At 62.6% G+C, this 19513-nt stretch carries 17 protein-coding genes; 9 read left to right on the forward strand and 8 right to left on the reverse strand.

Annotation, left to right across the window (positions count from 1 at the left end; genetic code table 11):
* The first annotated feature begins 411 nt into the window (after nucleotides 1-411).
* A complete protein-coding gene (bamA, locus tag FFS45_RS09970; protein WP_137954473.1) occupies nucleotides 412-2727 on the forward strand; it encodes an outer membrane protein assembly factor BamA in 2316 nt (771 codons plus the stop codon).
* 108 nt (nucleotides 2728-2835) lie between these two features.
* Here the strand turns inward: bamA and FFS45_RS09975 are convergent, their stop codons facing one another.
* On the reverse strand, nucleotides 2836-3180 hold the full coding sequence (locus tag FFS45_RS09975) for a hypothetical protein (RefSeq protein WP_249362742.1): 345 nt from the start codon (nucleotides 3178-3180) through the stop codon (nucleotides 2836-2838).
* A 172-nt stretch (nucleotides 3181-3352) separates the two neighbouring features.
* The gene (locus tag FFS45_RS09980; protein WP_137954474.1) at nucleotides 3353-5074 is read right to left on the reverse strand and encodes a tannase/feruloyl esterase family alpha/beta hydrolase; all 1722 of its coding nucleotides are present in this window, start codon (nucleotides 5072-5074) and stop codon (nucleotides 3353-3355) included.
* Nucleotides 5075-5316: 242 nt separating this feature from the next.
* Between FFS45_RS09980 and FFS45_RS09985 the strand changes: the two genes are divergently transcribed.
* Nucleotides 5317-6675 carry an MFS transporter gene (locus FFS45_RS09985; protein ID WP_137954475.1) on the forward strand — a complete coding sequence of 453 codons (1359 nt, stop codon included), beginning with the start codon at nucleotides 5317-5319 and terminating at the stop codon, nucleotides 6673-6675.
* 47 nt (nucleotides 6676-6722) lie between these two features.
* Here the strand turns inward: FFS45_RS09985 and FFS45_RS09990 are convergent, their stop codons facing one another.
* The gene (locus FFS45_RS09990; RefSeq protein WP_249362743.1) at nucleotides 6723-7265 is read right to left on the reverse strand and encodes a dihydrofolate reductase; all 543 of its coding nucleotides are present in this window, start codon (nucleotides 7263-7265) and stop codon (nucleotides 6723-6725) included.
* 158 nt (nucleotides 7266-7423) lie between these two features.
* On the opposite strand from FFS45_RS09990, the gene FFS45_RS09995 reads away from it, so the two are divergent.
* The 5 genes from FFS45_RS09995 (at nucleotide 7424) to FFS45_RS10015 (ending at nucleotide 12123) form a co-directional block, all read left to right on the forward strand.
* Nucleotides 7424-7810, forward strand: a complete 387-nt coding sequence (locus tag FFS45_RS09995) for a DUF488 family protein (RefSeq protein WP_137954476.1) — start codon at nucleotides 7424-7426, stop codon at nucleotides 7808-7810.
* A gap of 148 nt (nucleotides 7811-7958) precedes the next feature.
* Complete coding sequence (locus FFS45_RS10000; RefSeq protein WP_137954477.1) at nucleotides 7959-8687, forward strand: FadR/GntR family transcriptional regulator; 729 nt, start codon at nucleotides 7959-7961, stop codon at nucleotides 8685-8687.
* Between the two features lie 576 nt (nucleotides 8688-9263).
* A complete protein-coding gene (locus FFS45_RS10005; RefSeq protein WP_137954478.1) occupies nucleotides 9264-10358 on the forward strand; it encodes a sugar ABC transporter substrate-binding protein in 1095 nt (364 codons plus the stop codon).
* Nucleotides 10358-11356 (forward strand): ABC transporter permease, encoded by a 999-nt coding sequence (locus FFS45_RS10010; RefSeq protein WP_137954479.1) that lies wholly within the window; start codon nucleotides 10358-10360, stop codon nucleotides 11354-11356. The genes FFS45_RS10005 and FFS45_RS10010 overlap by 1 nt, the downstream gene beginning before the upstream one ends.
* The gene (locus FFS45_RS10015; RefSeq protein ID WP_171029618.1) at nucleotides 11356-12123 is read left to right on the forward strand and encodes an ATP-binding cassette domain-containing protein; all 768 of its coding nucleotides are present in this window, start codon (nucleotides 11356-11358) and stop codon (nucleotides 12121-12123) included. The genes FFS45_RS10010 and FFS45_RS10015 overlap by 1 nt, the downstream gene beginning before the upstream one ends.
* Nucleotides 12124-12226: 103 nt before the next feature.
* Here the strand turns inward: FFS45_RS10015 and FFS45_RS10020 are convergent, their stop codons facing one another.
* Nucleotides 12227-13009: a class I SAM-dependent methyltransferase gene (locus tag FFS45_RS10020; RefSeq protein WP_137954481.1), complete on the reverse strand. Its 783-nt coding sequence runs from the start codon at nucleotides 13007-13009 to the stop codon at nucleotides 12227-12229.
* Nucleotides 13010-13164: 155 nt separating this feature from the next.
* Between FFS45_RS10020 and FFS45_RS10025 the strand changes: the two genes are divergently transcribed.
* Together FFS45_RS10025 and aspS are read left to right on the forward strand one after the other, a co-directional pair.
* Nucleotides 13165-14076: a LysR family transcriptional regulator gene (locus FFS45_RS10025; RefSeq protein ID WP_137954482.1), complete on the forward strand. Its 912-nt coding sequence runs from the start codon at nucleotides 13165-13167 to the stop codon at nucleotides 14074-14076.
* Nucleotides 14077-14379: 303 nt separating this feature from the next.
* Nucleotides 14380-15651: an aspartate--tRNA(Asn) ligase gene (gene aspS / locus FFS45_RS10030; RefSeq protein ID WP_137954483.1), complete on the forward strand. Its 1272-nt coding sequence runs from the start codon at nucleotides 14380-14382 to the stop codon at nucleotides 15649-15651.
* Nucleotides 15652-15663: 12 nt separating this feature from the next.
* Here the strand turns inward: aspS and FFS45_RS10035 are convergent, their stop codons facing one another.
* The 4 genes from FFS45_RS10035 to FFS45_RS10050 all read right to left on the reverse strand — a co-directional run bounded on the left by FFS45_RS10035 (nucleotide 15664) and on the right by FFS45_RS10050 (nucleotide 19392).
* A complete protein-coding gene (locus tag FFS45_RS10035; protein ID WP_137954484.1) occupies nucleotides 15664-16782 on the reverse strand; it encodes a peptidase in 1119 nt (372 codons plus the stop codon).
* Between the two features lie 2 nt (nucleotides 16783-16784).
* On the reverse strand, nucleotides 16785-17660 hold the full coding sequence (locus FFS45_RS10040) for a GyrI-like domain-containing protein (RefSeq protein WP_137954485.1): 876 nt from the start codon (nucleotides 17658-17660) through the stop codon (nucleotides 16785-16787).
* A gap of 379 nt (nucleotides 17661-18039) precedes the next feature.
* Entirely contained in the window at nucleotides 18040-18561 is a 522-nt protein-coding gene (locus FFS45_RS10045) for a low molecular weight phosphatase family protein (RefSeq protein ID WP_137954579.1), read from the reverse strand.
* A gap of 90 nt (nucleotides 18562-18651) precedes the next feature.
* Nucleotides 18652-19392 (reverse strand): response regulator, encoded by a 741-nt coding sequence (locus tag FFS45_RS10050; protein ID WP_137954486.1) that lies wholly within the window; start codon nucleotides 19390-19392, stop codon nucleotides 18652-18654.
* Between the last annotated feature and the right edge of the window lie 121 nt (nucleotides 19393-19513).

The raw sequence follows: 19513 nt of genomic DNA on the forward strand, positions 1-19513 counted from the left end.
ACGTACTAATTTTGTAAGAAAGCTTAAGTAAACCGTATGGTGTCCCGGTAGGTCGATCAGGAGCTAATCCGTTTTATACTCCCGAACTGGCCCGTCAAAAGAAACAGAGCGTGAAGTTTGCGATGCCCTGTGAAGCATGGGAAATCGGCAAGGATGCAGGCGAAACGCCGCATCTGGTAAGACCTTCCGCTTGTCGGGAGGGCCGGATTATCGTTCCAGGTGCCTCGTTCGCAAGCACGCCATATGACGGAACTGCTGGCGGTGGCTGCCGGGCTTGCGCCCGTTGGTGACACCACCGGCATCAGACTGCAGTAGACCCAAGAGACATCCCCATCCGCGCCGTGGGCCAGAGATTGGAAATCAAGCGGCGGCGGTTCCCATGTTGCATTGAATTCTTGTCGCTTATCCTGCATGAAGGTTCAAACACTAACGGCCCGCTGCTCCAGGGCGCTGACATTTATCGGCCTGAGCGCTACAGCAGTCTCGGCCTTTGCCACCACCCCGTTCGTGGTGCGCGACATCCGCCTCGAAGGCCTGCAACGCGTCGAACCCAATACCGTTTTCGCGTATCTGCCCATCAAGCAGGGCGACACCTTCACCGACGACAAGGCTTCTGATGCCATCCGTGCGCTCTACGCCACGGGCTTCTTCAACGACGTCAAGATTTCGACCGAAGGCGATGTCGTCGTGGTGCAGGTGCAGGAGCGCCCGGCAATCGGCACGATCGATTTCGCGGGGCTCCACGAATTCGACAAGGACAACCTGACCAAGGCGCTGAATTCGGTCGGGCTGTCGCTGGGCCGCTACTACGACAAGTCGCTGGTCGACCGCGCCCAGCAGGAACTCAAGCGCCAGTACCTGACGCACGGCTACTATGCCGCCGAAGTCACCACCACGGTTACGCCGATCGACCGCGATCGCGTCGGCCTGCTGTTCTCGGTGATCGAAGGTCCGAGCGCGAAGATCCGCCAGGTCAACTTCATCGGTAACAAGGTGTTCAGCGACAGCACGCTGCGTGACGAAATGCAGCAGTCCACGCCGAACTGGTTCTCGTGGTACACGAAGAACGACCTGTACTCGAAAGACAAGCTGACCACCGACCTCGAGAACATCCGCGCGTACTATCTCGACCGCGGCTACCTCGAGTTCAACATCGATTCGACCCAGGTCTCGCTGTCGCCGGACAAGAAGGACATGTATCTGACGCTCACCCTGCACGAGGGCGAGCCGTACACGATTTCCGGCGTCCATTTGTCCGGCAATCTGCTGGACCGCGAGGCCGAGCTCTCGAAGCTCATCAAGATCAAGGCGGGCGACCGTTTCTCGGCTGCCAAGCTGAAGGCCGCCACTAAGGCGGTGGTCGACAAGCTCGGCGAATACGGCTACGCGTTCGCCACGGTGAACGCCCAGCCGCAGATCGACCAGCAGCACCATACGGTCGACCTGACATTGCAGGTGGACCCGAGCCGCCGCGTTTACGTGCGCCGCATCAACATCGTCGGCAACACCCGCACGCGTGACGAAGTGGTACGCCGGGAAATGCGCCAGCTCGAAAGCTCGTGGTTCGACTCCAGCCGTCTGGCGCTGTCGAAGGACCGTATCAACCGTCTCGGCTACTTCACCGACGTCGACGTGACAACGGTGCCGGTCGAAGGCACCGCCGACCAGGTGGACGTGGATGTCAAGGTCACGGAAAAGCCGACTGGCTCAGTCACGCTCGGTCTCGGTTACGGCTCCGGCGAAGGCCCGATCATTTCGGCGGGCGTGTCGCAGGACAACGTGTTTGGTTCGGGCACGAGCCTCGCGGTGAACGTGAATACGGCCACCACGTTCCGGACGCTGACGGTCACCCAGGTGGACCCGTATTTCACGGTGGACGGCATCAAGCGCATTACCGACGTCTACTACCGCACCAGCGAGCCGCTGTACTACTCGAACAATACCGACACGAGCTTCCGGATCATCACGGCGGGCGCGGACATGAAGTTCGGTATTCCGTTCTCCGAATCGGACATGGTCTACTTCGGTCTCGGCTTCGAGCAGAACCGGCTCGACGTGGACTCGACCACGCCGCAAAGCTATATCGACTACGTGAACGACTTCGGCCGCGTGTCGAACAACGTTCCGCTGACGGTAGGCTGGTCGCGCGATAACCGCGACAGCGCGTTGGTACCGAGCCGCGGTTACTTCACGCAAGCGAACGCCGAATGGGGTTCGCCGATCGGCAGTACGCCTTACTATAAGGCGGACCTGCAGGCGCAGTATTACTACTCGTTCGCGCGCGGCTTCGTGCTGGGCCTGAACTTCCAGGGCGGTTACGGTAACGGCCTCGACGGCAAGCCGTACCCGATTTTCAAGAACTACTACGCCGGCGGTATCGGTTCGGTGCGCGGCTATGAGCCGAGCTCGCTGGGTCCGCGTGACGCAACTACGGGCGACCCGATCGGCGGCTCGAAGATGCTGGTGGGCAACATCGAACTGACGTTCCCGCTGCCGGGCACGGGCTACGACCGCACGCTGCGTGTCTTCACGTTCTTCGACGGCGGTAACGTCTGGGGTGATGAAGGCAACAGTATTGGCGCGAACGGTCTGCGTTATGCGTACGGTGCAGGTCTCGCGTGGATCTCGCCGATCGGGCCGCTCAAGCTGAGCTTGGGCTTCCCGCTCGTCAAGCACTCGGGTGACCAGTATCAGAAGTTCCAGTTCCAGATCGGGACGGCGTTCTAAGTCTCGGCGAGCGCGTTGTACGTACCGTCGTCATGAGGGCAGCCTGGTGCTGCCCTCAGTCTTTTCCGGCGCCGCTTTCCCTGTTTTTGCTCGTGCGCTGCGGCAGACTCAGGTGGACGGGCCCATCATCAGAATGGCAATCACTTCGCCAGCCGTTGCGATTGCCACCGCGGACTCCACCGGATTGGTGTTGAGGAACGTCCACAGGTCGATGTCGTCACGGAATTGACTCCATGTGCCAAAAAAGCCCAGCGACAGAATCAGTCCGAACAGCAGGCTGAAGCCGAGCGTCAATGACATCCATTTGTCATGGCTAAGGAGATTGGCGGCGAACGAAAAGGCGGCGAGACAGACGACCTGGGCGGCCAGAACGAGGAGCATGCCGGGATGGTACTGAATGCCTTTGTAGGTGAACGAGCGCGACAGGCGCGAGCGTTCATATCGGTTACCCATGGTCTTTCCTTGCGAGTTGCCGTCCCGGCAGACGTGCGGTGATGCTGTTTACGGTACGCCCAAATTCAATGAAGTCAAGGCGCTCCAGCTAAGGGTAAGCGAGTGAGGATACCTACTGATTCGCCAGCGATTCGCCAGCAGATTCGCCGGCGATTTCCGCACCCCGGTTCACTTACGGCCCGGCGCAGACAAAGCTGCTTGCCCGATTGACATTACCCTTGCCGAGGTAGCGCGGAAACATGGGATACCTGCACAAGGGACGCGTGCGTCCGTTGGTCGGAGCGGCGATATCCGTGGCGGTCAGCGTCTGCGGCGAGACGCCGTGCGTGACCCAGTTGTCGAGCGCACCAAGCAGATCCAGCGACGGAATGAACACACCATTGCCGTGCTGGTAGCCGGGCACCATATAGAGGCGCATGAACGAATCGACTTTCTCGCTGCCGAAACGCGCGATCAGCGCGTTGTAGTACGCGATGGTCTGATTCGGGCTGATGACCTCGTCCGCGAGTCCCTGCAGCGTAATCAGTTTGCCGCCCCGCGCGATGTAACGTGACAGATCTGTGTCCATGGAGCCGATCGTCTCCGACAGGGCAAACAGTTGCTGGCGGTAGCGGCCCGGATGTGCCGGGTCGAAGTTCAGCGAGTTGAAATTCGCATTTTGAGTGACGAAATAGCGGATGTAACTGTCGCCTTGGGTAAACAGGTAGCCGTTGGCAAGGAAGCCCGGCAGCGCCTGCCGCGCCGGCTCGTGTCCGAGGCCGAGCATGCCGGTCAGGCGCGTGCCCTGGAACACGTTGTAGCCGGCATAGCGCTGCGAGTTCCAGGCAAGCGGATACGGCAGCGCGAGACCGTCGCGCAGCACACGTAGTGTCGCAATCTGCGGCTCGGTGAGGCAGGCGGCGCTGCTGCCGGAGGCGGCGGCATCTGCGCTGCCTGTAGCGCCGGCGCTCGCGCAGCGCAGCGAATCGATGATTTCCTGCTCATGTTTGCGGCATTCTTCCACGTTGCTGACAATGCCGTCGGCGGCGCCGTCCAGTTTGTCGCAGACTTCAAGGGTGCGCTGGTAAACCCGCTCGAGCAGTGCCGGTGGCAGATAGCCACCCGCCACGCCGTATTCGGCCCGTCCAAGCGCGACGCCAAGCAGGCGCACACCGGAAAAATTGAGCGCCGGCGAATTGGCGATCACACCGTCGTAGTCATCCGGATAGCGCTGCATCACCGTGTAGCCTTCGCGGCCACCGGTCGATCCGCCGCCGAAATACATCCGCTCGGGAGTCCGGCCGTACACGCGTCCTATCAGCGCGAGCACCACATCGTGGGTTTTCTTCAGATGCGCGAAGCCGAAATTGATGACCGCTTCGTTGACCAGTCCGAAGTCGGCCAGTGCGGAATTGCCGGTGTGACCGGAGTCGTCGCCGAACGTCGCGTAGCCGACGGCGAGCGGCGCATGATCCGGCGAAAACGGCGTCACGCCGGTGCCGCTCACCACCACGCCGTCGTATCCGCCGCCGCCGATCTGCAGCGCGCGGCCGTTCCAGTGCAGCGGCAGGTTCAGGTCGAAGTGGATATCGGGCGTGCCCGGCTGGAGCGCGTGGATGCTGCCGGTGACCCGGCAGTATTCGCCGCTCTGGTTGCCGGTGGCCGTGGCGGGCACCATCGCCGCGCTGTCGATCTGCGCGCCGCGGGTTGGCAGCGCGATCAGTTGTGCGGGAATCGTGGTACCGGCGAGCGCACCGCATTGCGCGGCGAACGCGGCGTGTTTCGAGAGTGCGGCCGCAGCGAGCGGCGCGAGCAGCAGCGTCGCGCCCAGCAGCGCATGAACCGCACGCCGCGCGCTCGTGCGTGCGCGTGTACGGCGCCGTTCGCGACGCTCGCTCGGCGCTGCGCGAGTCACGCCATGCTGCCGGTTCTGAGCAACCGGTCGATCGAAGGAGAAAGGGCGGAGAGTGGGATCATGCAACGATTGAAAGCCCAATCGCCTGCGTCGTCAATCCCGGCGAACTCCGCCAGCGGCTGTACGGCCCGCAGAAATCACTTTGCTGCCGGGCGGCTGGCGACTAATCTTTTTGCTACCTGGGCGAATCGACGCCCAGACGTTGCTGACCCACATAGGGTTTCTCGTTAAGGGGAGCGTTCATGGAGATTGAAACCCGTACTCTGGCGCGCGTGACGGCGCGGCTTGTGCCGTTTCTGGTCGTCTGCTATTTCGTGGCTTATCTGGACCGCGTCAACGTCGGGTTCGCCGCGCTGCAAATGAACAAGGACCTGGGTTTGTCGGCGAGCGCGTTCGGCTTCGGCGCAGGGATATTCTTCATCGCTTACTTTTTTTTCGAGGTCCCCTCCAACCTGCTGCTGGAGAAGTTCGGCGCGCGGCGCTGGATTGCTCGCATCATGTTCACGTGGGGCCTGCTCGCCGGTGCGATGGCGTTCATTCCCGATATTGCGCGCTACACGGGCATGTCGGCCGCCCACGTGTTCTATACGCTGCGAGTGCTGCTGGGCGTTGCCGAGGCCGGGTTTTTCCCAGGCATCATCTTTCTGCTGACGCTCTGGTTCCCCGCCATGTATCGCGCTCGCGTGGTCGGCTATTTCATGGCGGCGATTCCGCTTTCTACCGTGATCGGCGCGCCGGTCTCCGGCGCCTTGCTCGGCCTGAATGGTCTTGGCGGCATGAGGGGGTGGCAATGGGTGTATCTGCTCGAGGCGGCGCCTGCGGTGCTGTTGTCGTTCGTGGTGTTGTTCTACCTGACCGACAAACCTGCCGACGCGAGCTGGCTGAAGACCGACGAGCGCGAGTGGCTGGTCAGCCGGCTCGCTCAGGAGCGCGCCAAACGCGAGGCGGTGCGCGTGTTCAGTGTGCGCGAGGCGCTGTTCAATCCGCGCGTGCTGGCGATTGCGCTGATCTATTTCGGTGCAAATGCAACCAATTACGGCCTGAGTTTCTTTTTGCCGCAGATCGTCAAGGCGTTCGGGCTGAGCAATCTGCAGACCGGCTTTGTCACCTCCTTGCCTTACGTGGTCGGTGTGATCAGCATGGTGCTGTGGGGCCGGCACTCGGACCGCAAGCTCGAACGCAAGTGGCACGTGGCGATCGCGCTGCTGGTGGCCGCGGGCGGCATTGGTGCGGCAGCGGGACTGGATAACCCGGTGTTGAAGATGGCCGCGCTTTCGCTGGCGGGCTTCGGCATTTTCGGTTGCCTGCCGGTGATCTGGACCTTGCCGGCGGCTTTCCTGTCCGGTGCGGCGGCGGCGTGCGGCATTGCCGCGGTGAATTCGCTCGGCAACCTGGCGGGCTTTTTCGGTCCTTATGCGATGGGCTGGATCAAGGATAGTACCGGCGGCTTCGGCGCGGGACTGCTGTGTCTTGCGGGAGCCGGGTTGGTGGGCGTTGCGGCGGTGTTGCTGCTGCATCATGACACGGCGCTGGAAGATGCTCCTGGGTCCGCCAGGGAGGGGCCGGCGGGGACGGCCGGAGAGGCGCCGCACCACGTTTAGCGAGGGGCTTGCCAACGGGGCGGCTCAGGTCGCTGCGGCCGCTCGCTTCAATTCGCGTTCTCTTTCTCGCTGGCGGTGCGCCGAAAAGTCAGGAACGTGTATGCGGGCTCGCCACTGACGGGAACCCGCTCGATGCACTCGAAGCCGGGCGGCAAGATCGGAAACACGGCGTCGCCTGCGGGTTCCAGATCGATCTCGGTCAGATAGAGCGTGTCGGCATACGGCAGGAACAGGCGGTAGATCTGCTCGCCGCCCGCGATAAAAATCTCTTCACGTGCATCGTTGCCAAGGGTCTGGATGGCTTCCTCCAGCGTGCGGCATGTCACCACCCGCGCGGCGTCGATCGTGCGTGAGCCGATCACCAGCACATCGCGCTCAGGCAGGGGCCGGCCGATCGACTCATAGGTGCGCCGGCCCATCACCACCAGTTGCCCCAGCGTCAACTCACGGAAGCGCCGCTGCTCGCCGGGCGCTTTCCATGGGATGTCGTTGGCCGCGCCGATCGCCCGGTTTCTTGCCATCGCCGCCACTATTGAAATACGCTTGCCGTTTAGCATGGTGCCGTCTCGCTGACTGAGGTAGGGGGTCATTTTAATGATCGCGCCGCTGACTGGGCACTGAGGCACGATGCTTACCGGTGTCTGGACGGTGTGCGATCCGGAGAATACCGGCTCGCGGCGGGTACTCGAAAAACTTTGCCTGCAGTGCGAAGGCATCCTGAAACGGCACAACATGGGAGACTGGCAATATGGCGATTCGCATCGTGCAACTTGGCACGCAGCGGGCGGACGACGAGGGGCTGCGCATCGGCACGGTGCGGCGGCCGCCGCGCGGCGTGCCGAAAGCGGAATTCGGCACGCGCAACTACTACGATGTCTGGCTGCCCAACCTGTCGCCGAGCCTGCCTTTGATGGCGCAGGCCAAAGCGGCGGCTAGCCAGGCCGACTGGGACAAGTTCGCACGCGGCTTTCGTGCCGAGATGAACGATAGCGACACCAGCAAAGTGCTGGACCTGCTCGCGGCAATGTCGAAGACCACGAACTTTTCGGTCGGCTGCTATTGCGACGACGAGAGCCGTTGCCATCGCAGCATTCTGCGCCAGCTCCTTGGCGAGCGTGGCGCGCTGATCAAGTGAGGCGGCGCATCTGAGTATCCAGGCATCCAGGCATCCAGGCATCCACGCATCTGAGCGGTTGAGGGCCTGCCGTGTGGGCCAAACGTGCGTGTTATGCTTGATCGCGCACCTATGTGCCATCCGCGCGTCCAGCCCGCATTCTCTTCATATGGATTATCGTCATCTGCAACAGCGCAAGAGCCTGCACGGACGGATCGTGCAGGAACTCGGCATGGATATCGTCAGCGGCAAGGTTCGGCCAGGCCAACGCCTGCCTGCCGAAGCCGACCTGTGCGAGCGCTATGGCGTGAGCCGCCCCGTGCTGCGCGAGGCGACGCGCGTGCTGGTGGCCAAGGGGCTGGTGGTATCGAAGCCGCGTGTGGGCAGCGTGGCGCGGCCGCGTGAAGACTGGCACATACTCGATCCCGACGTGTTGTACTGGACGCTAAGCAGCGTGCCGGAGGGCGAATTTTTTCGTTCGCTGCTCACGGTGCGCCGCGTCATCGAGCCTGCCGCCGCCGCGCTCGCTGCAACGGCGGCGACCAGCGACGATCTGGCCCGCATCGCCTCCGCTTACGAGCGCATGGAGCGCGCGACAAGCGCCAGCGCGCTGCTCGAACCCGATCTGGAGTTTCACCGCGCCATCATGGCGGCCACTCACAACGACATGCTGGCGTACATCGGCAATATGCTGTCGCTCGCGCTATCGGAATCGATCAAGCTGACGAGCCGCCATCCGGACACGCATGCGTTGTCGTTGCCGCGGCACAAGGCGATTCTTACCGCCATCCAGAGCCGCGATCCGCTCGGCGCGCGCCAGGCGAGTCTCGTTCAGCTCGAAAACGCCAGTGCCGACGCCGAGAGCATTCTCGAAGTCGGCCGCGGCCATCCCGCTTAAACCTGCCTTTTTATCCGAAGCCAATGCGCGCGTCGTTGCGCCTCAGGTGGCGCGTGCCGCGCGTGGCGAATGCCGCGGTATGACTGAGCAGGGCGGCAGGCCGGATAGGCGCTGGCCGCTCTTCATTGCGTGCTCGTTTCACCTTATAAATAGTCATACTATTTATCTTGCCTGGTTAATTTAACGACCGCCTGGAGTGTGGGATTTGCAACGCCGCTGATACACCATGGGTCTGGCTTCCATGCGCGCCGAAGGCGTTTCGTTTATAGGGATTTTCGCACTGCAACACTGTCATTCTGCAAGCTTGGGATAGTCATGATCGTGCCGCGATACCGCTGCTGCGCGTGCCACGAAAGGCCACTGGACGCGTGAATAAATAGTCCGACTAGTTAAGGGTATACATCGATTATGAGGTGTAGACCCGTGATATAGCATTTTCGGTGGATTGTCATGCGGGAGCGCGTGCCTTGATGCAGGCGGGTCCCGTTGGACGTGGTGATGCCCGGCAACGGCGCTTTCCCGGCCTGCGCCGTCATGAACAGTGAGGTTTGAACAACTGAGAGACGGGAGATTGACATGGCCGAGGAGCGGAAGGAAGACCAGCAGGAACAACGAGGTGAAGTGCAGGGCATGCGTCGCGGTTTGCTGCAAGGCGCGGGCCTCGCTGCGGCGATGGCCTTGCTAGGCGGTGTAAGTACTCCGGCGCTGGCCGCCGATGCTGCGCCCTTTCCCTCGCACAAGCGTTGGAAGATTGTGTTCGTCAACCACGTGACAACCAACCCGTTCTTCGTGCCGACGCAATACGGTATTGAGGATGCCTCAGCATTGCTGGGATTCGACTATCAATGGACCGGCTCGGCAAACGCCGACGTCGCCGAAATGGTCAATGCGGTGAATGCGGCGATCGCCGCCAAAGCCGACGCGATTGCCGTGCCGATCGTCGATCCGAAAGCGTTCGACGCCCCAATCCAGAAAGCGCTCGACGCCGGCATTCCAGTCTTCGCGTATAACGCCGACGCGCCGCGCGGCAGCACCAATCCACGTCTCGCATATATCGGTCAGGACCTGTACCTGTCCGGCTATCAGATGGGCGAGCGGATTGCGAGCCTTGTCGACAGCGGTCTGGTCGCGCTGTTTATTGCCACGCCGGGCCAGCTCAACATTCAGCCACGGCTTGATGGTGCGATGGACGCGATCAAGAAATCCGGCAAGAAAATCGACGCGCAGATGATTGCCACCGGTGCGACGGTCAACGAAGAGCTCTCGAAGATCAAGTCGTTCTACCTGGGCCATCAAGACCTGAAAGGCATGTTTGCCGTGGACGCGGGCAGCACCCAGGGCGTGGCCGAGGTGATGAAGGAGTCCAATTTGCCGGCCAAGGGTGTGCATGGTGGTGGCTTCGATCTGTTGCCGCGCACGGTGCAGTTGATCCACGACGGCTTTCTCGACTTCACGATCGACCAGCAGCCTTATGTGCAAGGTTTCTATACGGTGGTCGAAGCGTTCACGTTCCTCGCCTCCGGCGGCCTCGTCGGTCCGGCTAATGTCAACACGGGGTTGAAGTTCGTCACCAAGGGCACGGTGGATCCGTATCTGAATACCGAAACGCGCTACGAAGGCAAGAGCACCAAGCCGCAGATCGTGCCGCGCAGCGGCGGGATCAAGTCGTAATGTCGTCCGTGGGCGAGACCACCAAGTCTACCGGGCGCACGAGGCACTGGCCTCGCGCGCTCGGCCGCTCCAGCGAGATCCGGATTCTCGCGGTGGCGCTGATTCTGTGCGCCTACTTCGAAACCGCCAATCACGATTTCCTGCTGACAAGCGCGAGCCTAGAAAACCTCTCGCAGTTCATCGCGCCGGTGGCGATCATCGCCTGCGGCGAAATCATGCTGATGATCGGTGGCGAGATCGATCTCTCGGCGGGGATGGTGTTTGCGTTTGCCCCGTTCGTCATGCACTTTGCGCACGAAGCCGGCGCGCCCACCTGGATCGCTTTGCTGGCCGGTGTGGCGGCCGCCGCCGTGGTGGGGATCGTCAACGGTGTGGTGACCGTATATCTGCGCATCCCTTCGTTTGTGACAACGCTCGGCACGCTGTTCTTCGTCAACGGCTTCACGTTGACCATCTCGCGCGGCACGCCGGTGTCGCCACCGGGTGACGCCAATTTTGCGTCGTTCATGGGCGGCTGGGGCTATAGCGAGATCATCTGGACGTTTGCGATCGCAACCGTGATGCACGTGCTGTTGCGCCATACCCGCTGGGGCCTGCACACGATCGCTTCCGGAGCGAACCCGCTTGGCGCAAGCGAGGCGGGTATCCATGTGAAGCGGCTGAAGCTCGGCAACTTTATTCTGGCCGCGGTGCTGGCGGGTTTTACCGGCATTCTCGAAGGTTTTCGCATTACCTCGATCGATCCGCAGGCGGGCGGCAACCAGATCATGTTCCTCGCGGTGGCGGCGGCGGTGATCGGCGGCACGCCGTTGGCCGGTGGTTCGGGCACGATCATCGGCGGCCTGATCGGCGCCGCCGTGCTTGGCATCCTGAACGACGGCTTTACGCTGATCGGCATCAATGCGTTTACCTTCAACATGATTCTCGGCGCAGCGATTCTGGCGGCGATGATCTTCAACATCCACGTGGTCCGTCTCGCGCGCAAGGGAGAGTTGTGATGGCCGAGCCGCCCGAAGCGCTGCGTGGCGAAAATATCGTCAAACGATTTGGCGCGGTTACCGCACTCGACGGCGTGACGCTCACGCTCAAGCACGGTGAGATTCTCGGCGTACTCGGCGACAATGGCGCAGGCAAGTCGACCCTCATCAAGATTCTTACCGGCTTTCAGCAGCAGACGAGCGGCAAGCTGTTCGTCGGCGGCGAGGAGATATTGCTGCGCTCGGTGGATCATGCGCGCACGCTCGGCATCGAATGCGTCTATCAGGACCTCGCGCTGGCCAACTCGCTGAGCATCTATCACAACATGTTTCTCAACCGCGAGATCATCCGGCCGGGGCCGTTTCGCTTGTTGAACAACCGGGCCATGCGTCAACGTGCGGCGGAATGTCTCGAAGAGATCGGCGTGCGCGTGCCGTCGGTGGACCTGCCGGTCGAACAGCTCTCCGGTGGGCAGCGCCAGGCCATTGCGGTGGCGCGGGCGGTGAATTCGAATGCGAAGATCCTGCTGCTCGACGAGCCGCTCGCCGCGATGGGCGCTCGCGAAGCCGGCCTGATTATCGATCTGGTGCTGCGTCTGAAGGAGAAGGGCGGCCTCTCGATTGTGATGATCATGCACAACTACGCGCAAACGCTCGATATTGCGGATCGCGTCATGCTGATGCAGCGCGGCCGCGTGACTTACGAGAAGGAAGCGGCCAGCACCTCGGTCGCGGAGCTGATGGATATCGTGCGGCGCGAGTATCGCGCCATGCGCACGGCGAGTTGACTCAGGCGGTTGCGTGGCCGTCGTCTCGCCGTCGTGGAGGGATAATGCGGCTACCTAAGTTTGATACTTGGGTTTGATACCTGAGCTTGATACCTGAGCTCGATCAATACTCTTTAACCGTATGGAACGCAGCGGTTTCATACGGCACGGTCACCACTTCCTTGCTGCTCAGTTCGGGCGTTGCCGCAATCAGCGCGCGCACTTGCGCGTCGATGATCTCGCGTTGCGCATCGGGCAACGCCGCGATAAAACTCGTCGAGCGCACCCGCATGACGATCACATCTTCCGGTGAACCGGTATGGCCGTGCGAGAAGTGCTGCTCTTGCAACGGTCCAAAACCGTCGAACGGAAAGACCTTTCTCCAGGCACCCGTGTAATAGCGCGGTGTGTCGCCTTCGACCCGGTTGACGATCTGGTCGAGCTGCGCAACCCAGCTCACGCGCGCATCACGCATGTTCCAGACCAGTCCGAGCTTGCCGCCCGGCTTCAGCACGCGATGTATTTCTGCAAGTGCGCCTGGCGTGGCAAACCAGTGGAACGCCTGAGCGCAGACGATTGCGTCCACCGACGCGTCGGGCAACGGAATAGCCTGTGCGGTTCCGGGAAGCGCTTCGACCTGCGGCAAGGCCGCCGACAGTTTGTCGCGCATCTGCGCTACCGGTTCCACGGCGATCACGCGCGCGCCGGTGGCGACGAGGCGCGGTGTGAACTTGCCGGTGCCGGCGCCGAGATCGAGCGCCGTGCGCCCTGCCTGCAAACCGAGCGTATCGCGCAGCCAGTCGGCAACCTCGGGCGGATAGTCGGGTCGGCCACGGACGTAGTTGTCGGCGGTCGCGGTATAGCCTTCAGCGGCGGCATGGTGAATGGCATGGGTGGCTTGCTTCATGGTGATGCTCCTGCTGATGACGCGTTGACTCGGACTGTGCAGCGGCTCCGACGGTGACTGCGCTTGCCGCCCTGGAAACCATTCACAGGATAAACAAGTGCGATATGTTTTACTATGCATGCTTCTGACGTTTTCAATACCCTGAAGGTATGACCATGATCGACTTGCGTCGGCTGCGCGCGTTCGTCGCGATTGCAGAGGAAGGGCACGTGACGCGTGCCGCCGAGCGTCTCGGCATGCAGCAGCCTCCTTTGACGCGTCTGCTGCGCGGACTGGAAGCGGAACTGGGCGTCCTGCTGATGCAGCGGCTGCCGCGCGGCGTGCGCCCCACGGATGCAGGGCGTGCCTTGCTCGACGAAGCCCGCATCGTGCTGGCTCGCGCAGAGGGCATTGCGGATGTGGTGCAGCGGGTCGCGCGCGGCGAACAGGGACGCCTCGCGGTCGGCTTCACGAGTTCGGCGGCGCATCATCCGTTCGTCTCCACCGTGCTGCGCGAGTTTCGTGAGACGTTGCCGGACGTCGATATCGTGCTCGACGAAGCGGGCACCGGCGAACTGGTGGATGCGCTTCTGCACGAGCGGCTCGATGCGGCGTTTGTCCGCTCGGCGGTGCAAGGCACAGCGGGGCTGCTTGCCGATACCGTACTCGAAGAGCCGATGGTCGTCGCGTTGCCGCGCGGCCACGCGTTTGCCACCGGTAGTGAGGCGCCGCTGTCGCTGCGCAGGCTCGCGGGCGAGCCGTTTGTGTTGTACCGGCGTCCGGCGGGGCCGGGTCTCTATGATGCGATTCTTGCAGCGTGCATGGCAGCCGGGTTTAGTCCGCACGTGAAGCAGGAGGCGCCGCGCTTGCCTGGCACCTTGAGCCTGGTAGCGGCTGGCCTGGGCGTTTCGATTGTGCCGGCCTCGATGCGCCGCATGAACACCGAGGGTGTCGCGTATCGGGCGCTGAAGGATTGTCCCGGCTTGTGCGCGCCATTGCATCTGGCGATGCGGCGTGCCATGCCCTCGCCGGCGTTGACGCGCTTTCGTGAACTGGTGAGGCAGAAGGCTGCCTTGCAGAAGCGCTGATTGGTTGCGCACGCAACCCGTTTTGCGCTTTCGCCAAAAGTTTGTTACCTTAGTTCAGGTCAGCTTGCCGAGCCTGATCCGATCCGTTCAGGTACGCATCCCGGCAAGCCGACATCCGCTCCGTTGACTATTTTTCTCCAGACCATGTGCCGTTTTAGCCGTCTCGACCGGAATAATAATTTGTCGCCTTTGGGTGACAGGAGATTATTTGTCTGTTGAAAAATAAGCACCGTCAAGCCAAAGGCACTCACGAACTGAGTGCCTTTTTTTATTTCCGCACGCTTTTCATCAAGGCAGAGAACCATGAGGACGTTAGTCGAAGACGTGAAGCACCGTATCGGTGAAGTGGTGACGCTTTATCTGACGCTCGATGTACTGAGGGACCAGAAGAACCTGCAGTTCCTGCTCGCCCACGACGCCACCGGCACGTTGCAACTGGTCGTCGACAAGGCGTCCGTCGCACAGCATGTCCAGATAGGGCAGTTACTCACCGGATCGACCTTCGCGGTTACCGGCACGGTTGTGAGCACCACGCAGAGCAAGACGGCCGGCGTGGAGCTTCAGGTCCACTCGGTGGAGGTGTTTTCCAGGGCGCAGCCTTATCCGGTCACCGAAGCGAGCAGTGTCGACCTGCGCTTTAACCATCGCGTCGTGGACCTGAAGGCGCCCAAGTGGCAACTCATGCTGCGTCTGCGCAGCGCGTTTGAATTCGCCTGCCGCGAGTTCGCGCTAGGGCGCGGCTTCACCGAACTGCACACCCCCAAGCTGATGGGCAACGCGAGCGAAAGCGGTGCTCAGGTATTTCGCGTCAGCTACTTCGAAACCCAGGCGTTTCTCGCACAGTCGCCGCAGTTCTATAAGCAGATGGGTATCGCGTCGGGACTTGAGGGCGTGTTCGAGATCGGCCCGGTGTTTCGCGCGGAGGAGAGCCGCAGCAGCCGGCATATGACCGAGTTTACGGGTCTTGACGTCGAATTTGCATGGGCCTTCGAAACCGGACAGGTCATGGCTTTCGAGGAGCAGATGCTGCGCTATGCCTTCACCAGACTCGAGCGCTTCGCGGCGGAGGTCAAAACGCTATTCGGCGTCGATCTGCTGCTTGAGCCGAGCGTCAGGTATCTGAGCCTGTCCGAGGCGAAGGCGATTCTGGCGGCCCACGGCATGCTTCTGGGCCCGGCGCAGGACCTGCCCGACGAGGGCGAGAGCATGCTGTATAAAGTACTCGGCTCCGACCTGATCTTCGTGAGCGACTATCCGATCGCCAAACGTCCGTTCTATCACGCGTGGGACCGCAAGCAGGGCGTCACGCAGAGCTTCGATCTGATCTTCAGGGGTATTGAAATCACCACCGGCGCGCTGCGCGAGCATCGTTACGACGTGCTTTGCGAACAGGCGAGCGAGAAGGGTATCGAGCTGGACTCCATCACTCATTACCTCGACAACTTTCGCTACGGCTGCCCGCCGCACGGCGGCTTCGGTCTGGGTGTCGAGCGGGTGATCGCGCGGCTGCTGGGTCTCGCCAACGTCAAGGAGGCGGCATTCGTGCCACGCGACCCGGAACGCCTCGTGCCCTGAGAGCGGTTCGGGCTACTGTGTGCTTGCCGCCAGGGTATGGCTGAAGAAGTCGAGCGCCGCGTCGCTGGCTTGCATATGGATGGCGTCGCGGTCGACTCCCGGCGGGTCCTGGCAAATTCTCGCCAGCTGTTCGACCACGGCCGGCACACAGGTGTCGATAAAGGTGTAATGCGTCGCGCCCGGCAGCAAGGCGACCTTGGCGTTGGGCAGGAAGCCCGCTACGCGCTGGAGGTTGGTCGCAACCGGCACGGTCACATCATTGGTGCCGGCCAGTAGCGACACCGGAATGTCGACTCCCGCAAAGGATGCCTGGTTAAAGGCCTCGCCCAACGCGGGCGCAATCGCGAAGACGGCCTTGATACGCGTGTCGCGGTAGGAAGCGCCTGAGTGCGACATGGACGCTAACATTGGCGGCGAAGGCTGGCTTGGCGCGGTCGCACCGCCCTGAAGACGCTGCATCTCGGGCGGGTGGCAGATCGCGTCCGCAGAGGGTGAAGCGCAGAAGTTAAGGAATCCTTGAAGATTGGTGCGCGCACCCGCCAGTTCGAGCACGGTGTAGCCGCCGAGCGAAAAGCCCGCCGCGCCGATGCGCGCGGTGTCGATCCGCTTGCCCAGCAGCGGATCGGCGAGCAGGCCGTCGAGCACTTCGCTTTGGTCGGTGGCACGCTCCCACCAGAGCATGAATCCATCACGCGTCAGCGGTTCTAGCGAATTGTTGCCCGGGTGATTGACGCCGGCCACGATATAGCCATGCGCGGCGAGCGCGGAGGCCAACCAGTCGAGGCTGGCCGCAGTACCGCCGGTGCCGTGCGACAACAGCACCAGCGGATAGGTCGCGTGCGCGGCCGACAGCGGGGCGTCGTTCGCGAGTGCATGTCCGAGGAAGAGCGGTTCACCGCGCTCGTCGATGGTATGCGCTGCTTCGGGTACGTCGGCATCCACGGGGTACCAGATGTTCGTGACCAGTGCCTCGGTTTGCGCTCCGCGCCAGTTGCGCGCGACGGCGGGATGAAAAACCCGCATGGCCGCGCCCACATGGTACGGTGCCGGACCGTCGTTGTCCGCGGCTATGGCCGTGGCGGTCCAGCACGCGGCGATGAGTACGGCGGCGTTCAAGTAGCGACGAAGCATGTTTAGTCCTTGCGAACGGGAATCAGCAGATCGGTGACGTATTCGGGTTGACGCCGGGGCGCAGGGCGGCTGCGGTAGAACTCAAGAGCCGGCCGGTCAGCCGGCTCGTAGCCGCTTTGCGGCAGCCAGCCACCGAAGAGCGCCTGAAACGTCGGCGCAATCAGCGCGTAGGGGCCGACCAGCCGGTGCGACGCATACAGGCCGCCCTCGATCCGCACGGTCTCAAGTGCACTGGCTACCGGCATGTCGGCGCTTCGGACGATGGCCGCCAGGTAACGAAAGCTGCCGTGCTCTTCCGGGTCCCCCGAACATATGCCGATCGCGCCCTGCGCCAGCGCTTCACTCGAGGTGCAACCCAGCAACTGCCACAACGTCCTGAAGGTCTGGCTGATGGTGGCGGTGGGCCCGTCGTGACGAAGACAAAGCACCTCGATAGGAGCGAGTTCGACCATCTCGACGCACGGCAAATTGGCGCCGGTTGCCGCGGGCGCGGCTTCTGCGATTCGTGGTCCGCTTGCGTGGGGCGCGCTCAGGCGCCGTTGCCGCATCTGGAAGGTGCTTGGGCTGACGCCGGCAAAGCCACGAAACGCCCTCGCGAACGCCTGCGGACTCTCGTAGCCCACTTTGCCTGCCACCGTGGTGACCGAATCGCCCGCGACTGTCAGACGATGAGCCGCCTGGGCGAGCCGCACGCGCTGCACGGTTTCGACGATGCTCTCGCCGGTCAGCGCGCGGTAGATACGGTGGAAGTGAAACGGCGACAGGTGCGCGACCGCGGCGAGGCTTTCCACGGTGTGGGGCGCGCTCGGGTCGGCGAGGATCGCCTCGATGACCCGGGCGATCCGGCGATGGTAGTCACGTTCTGTGCTGGGCTTCATGATGCCGTAGCATAGTCCGTTAGCCGAAGCACGGCGGTGCAGAGCTTGCTGATTTTTAGCTGCGCCGGCCAATGCCGCGAGCGGTGCTTACGTGCCGCTTATGTGCCACTCATGTGCCACTCCAGCGCTGGTTGGGCGAGGTGCAACTGCATGGGCAGTGCCACCGCACGGACCGGCACGCCGAGTTGTCCACATAAACTGTTACCAAGGCTGTGGACAATTCCCGGGCAAACCATGCAAGTGGCTGAAACGATTGAATTTGTGCGGTGCGCGACGGGAACGTGCATTTACACGCCTGCAGACCCGGGACCCGCAGCTACGGATTAAGTAACCACTGGCTCGCAACGCGTAGGGGGCGTCACCCCGCTAACGTTTGCGCTCAACCTGGACAGACGGCGCCGCTGTCCTGAGCCGCGCACTCCACGCCGGGTGCAGCCGGGACCGCAGGGGCCGCCGGCAAGGCATAACGCGGCAGCTCCATGAACAGCGTCACCCGGCGCACGATCTGCCAGAAGACCTTTTCGAACGAGCGGGCGCGCTCCTCCGGGGTCATGCCTTCCGCGAGCGGATCGGCAAACTCCCAGTTGACGAACAGCGGGGCGCCCGGGAACGCGGGCGCGTGATACTCGGATACCCGCTCGTCCAAGGCGACGATCAGGTCCATGCGCGGCGCCCATTCGCCGGTAAACTCAAGCCAGCTCTTGGGGTTGAGCAGGCCCAGCTCGGAGATGCCGGGGCGCAGTTGCGCGATCGCCTGCGCGTGGACCCGTCCGGCTGGCTCGGCACCCGCACTGAATACTTCAAACCGGTGGCCTGCCAGCTCGCGCAGCAAGGCTTCGGCAATGATGCTGCGTGCTGAATTCTCAAGGCAGAGAAACAGCACTTTGATTTTGGTGGTCACGCGCTTGCCCCGTTGCATGTATTTTCATTGTGCCCTGGATTCTGCCGATCCAGTCTTGCACTTGCGTGACAGCGCCGTGGTGCAGACAACCTAGACCATTGCGGACGGTTGCGCCTGCGCATGGTGCTCGCCGTCGGGCACGAAAACATAGCCACGGCCACGCACCGTCTGGATCAGGCGCGGCGCGGACGGATTGGCTTCGAGGATCTGCCGCAGACGCCAGACCTGCACGTCGACACCGCGATCGGTATGCTCGCCTTCCGGGCCGTACAGCAGGCCGATCAACCGCTCGCGGGTCAGGGTGCGCATCGCGTGATTGACGAACACCTTGAGCAGGGCGAATTCGGTGGCGGACAGGATGATCGAGCGGTTGTCCGCGCTCAGGGTGCGCGACTGGAAGTCCAGCGCGAAGCGGCCGAAGCGGAACGGCAGGCGTTGCTCGGGCGCGGCCGGCGCGGGCAACGCGCGGCGGCGTCGCAAGATCGCTTCAACCCGTGCAATCAGCTCGCGCGGGTTGAACGGCTTGCTGATGTAGTCGTCAGCGCCCATTTCCAGCCCGATGATGCGGTCCACGTCGTCGTTGCGGCCAGTCAGCATGACCACCGGAATATCGTCGCCGCAGGCGCGCAGCCGCCCAAGGGCTGTGAGTCCGTCGATACCCGGCATCAGCACGTCCAGCACGATCGCGTCCGGCCGCTCGCGTTCGAGCTGCTCCGGCAGCATGCCTGCGTCATGCAAGGCGGTGACCTTGATACCTTGGCGTCCCATGTATTCACACAGGAGGCTGCGCAGTTCCAGGTCGTCGTCGACGAGAAGGATTCGAGTGGTCATGGCGTCCCGATTCAGGCGAGGAACGGATGGCTCATGCAGATCGACGGCCGCGCCGCGGCGGCGCAGCGTGCTGCTCTGCGGTGGACTTCATCCGTGTTGGCTTATGGTTATCAGGCAGTTG

Source organism: Burkholderia sp. 4M9327F10, assembly GCF_005503145.1.
In the GTDB taxonomy this organism is placed as follows: domain Bacteria; phylum Pseudomonadota; class Gammaproteobacteria; order Burkholderiales; family Burkholderiaceae; genus Paraburkholderia.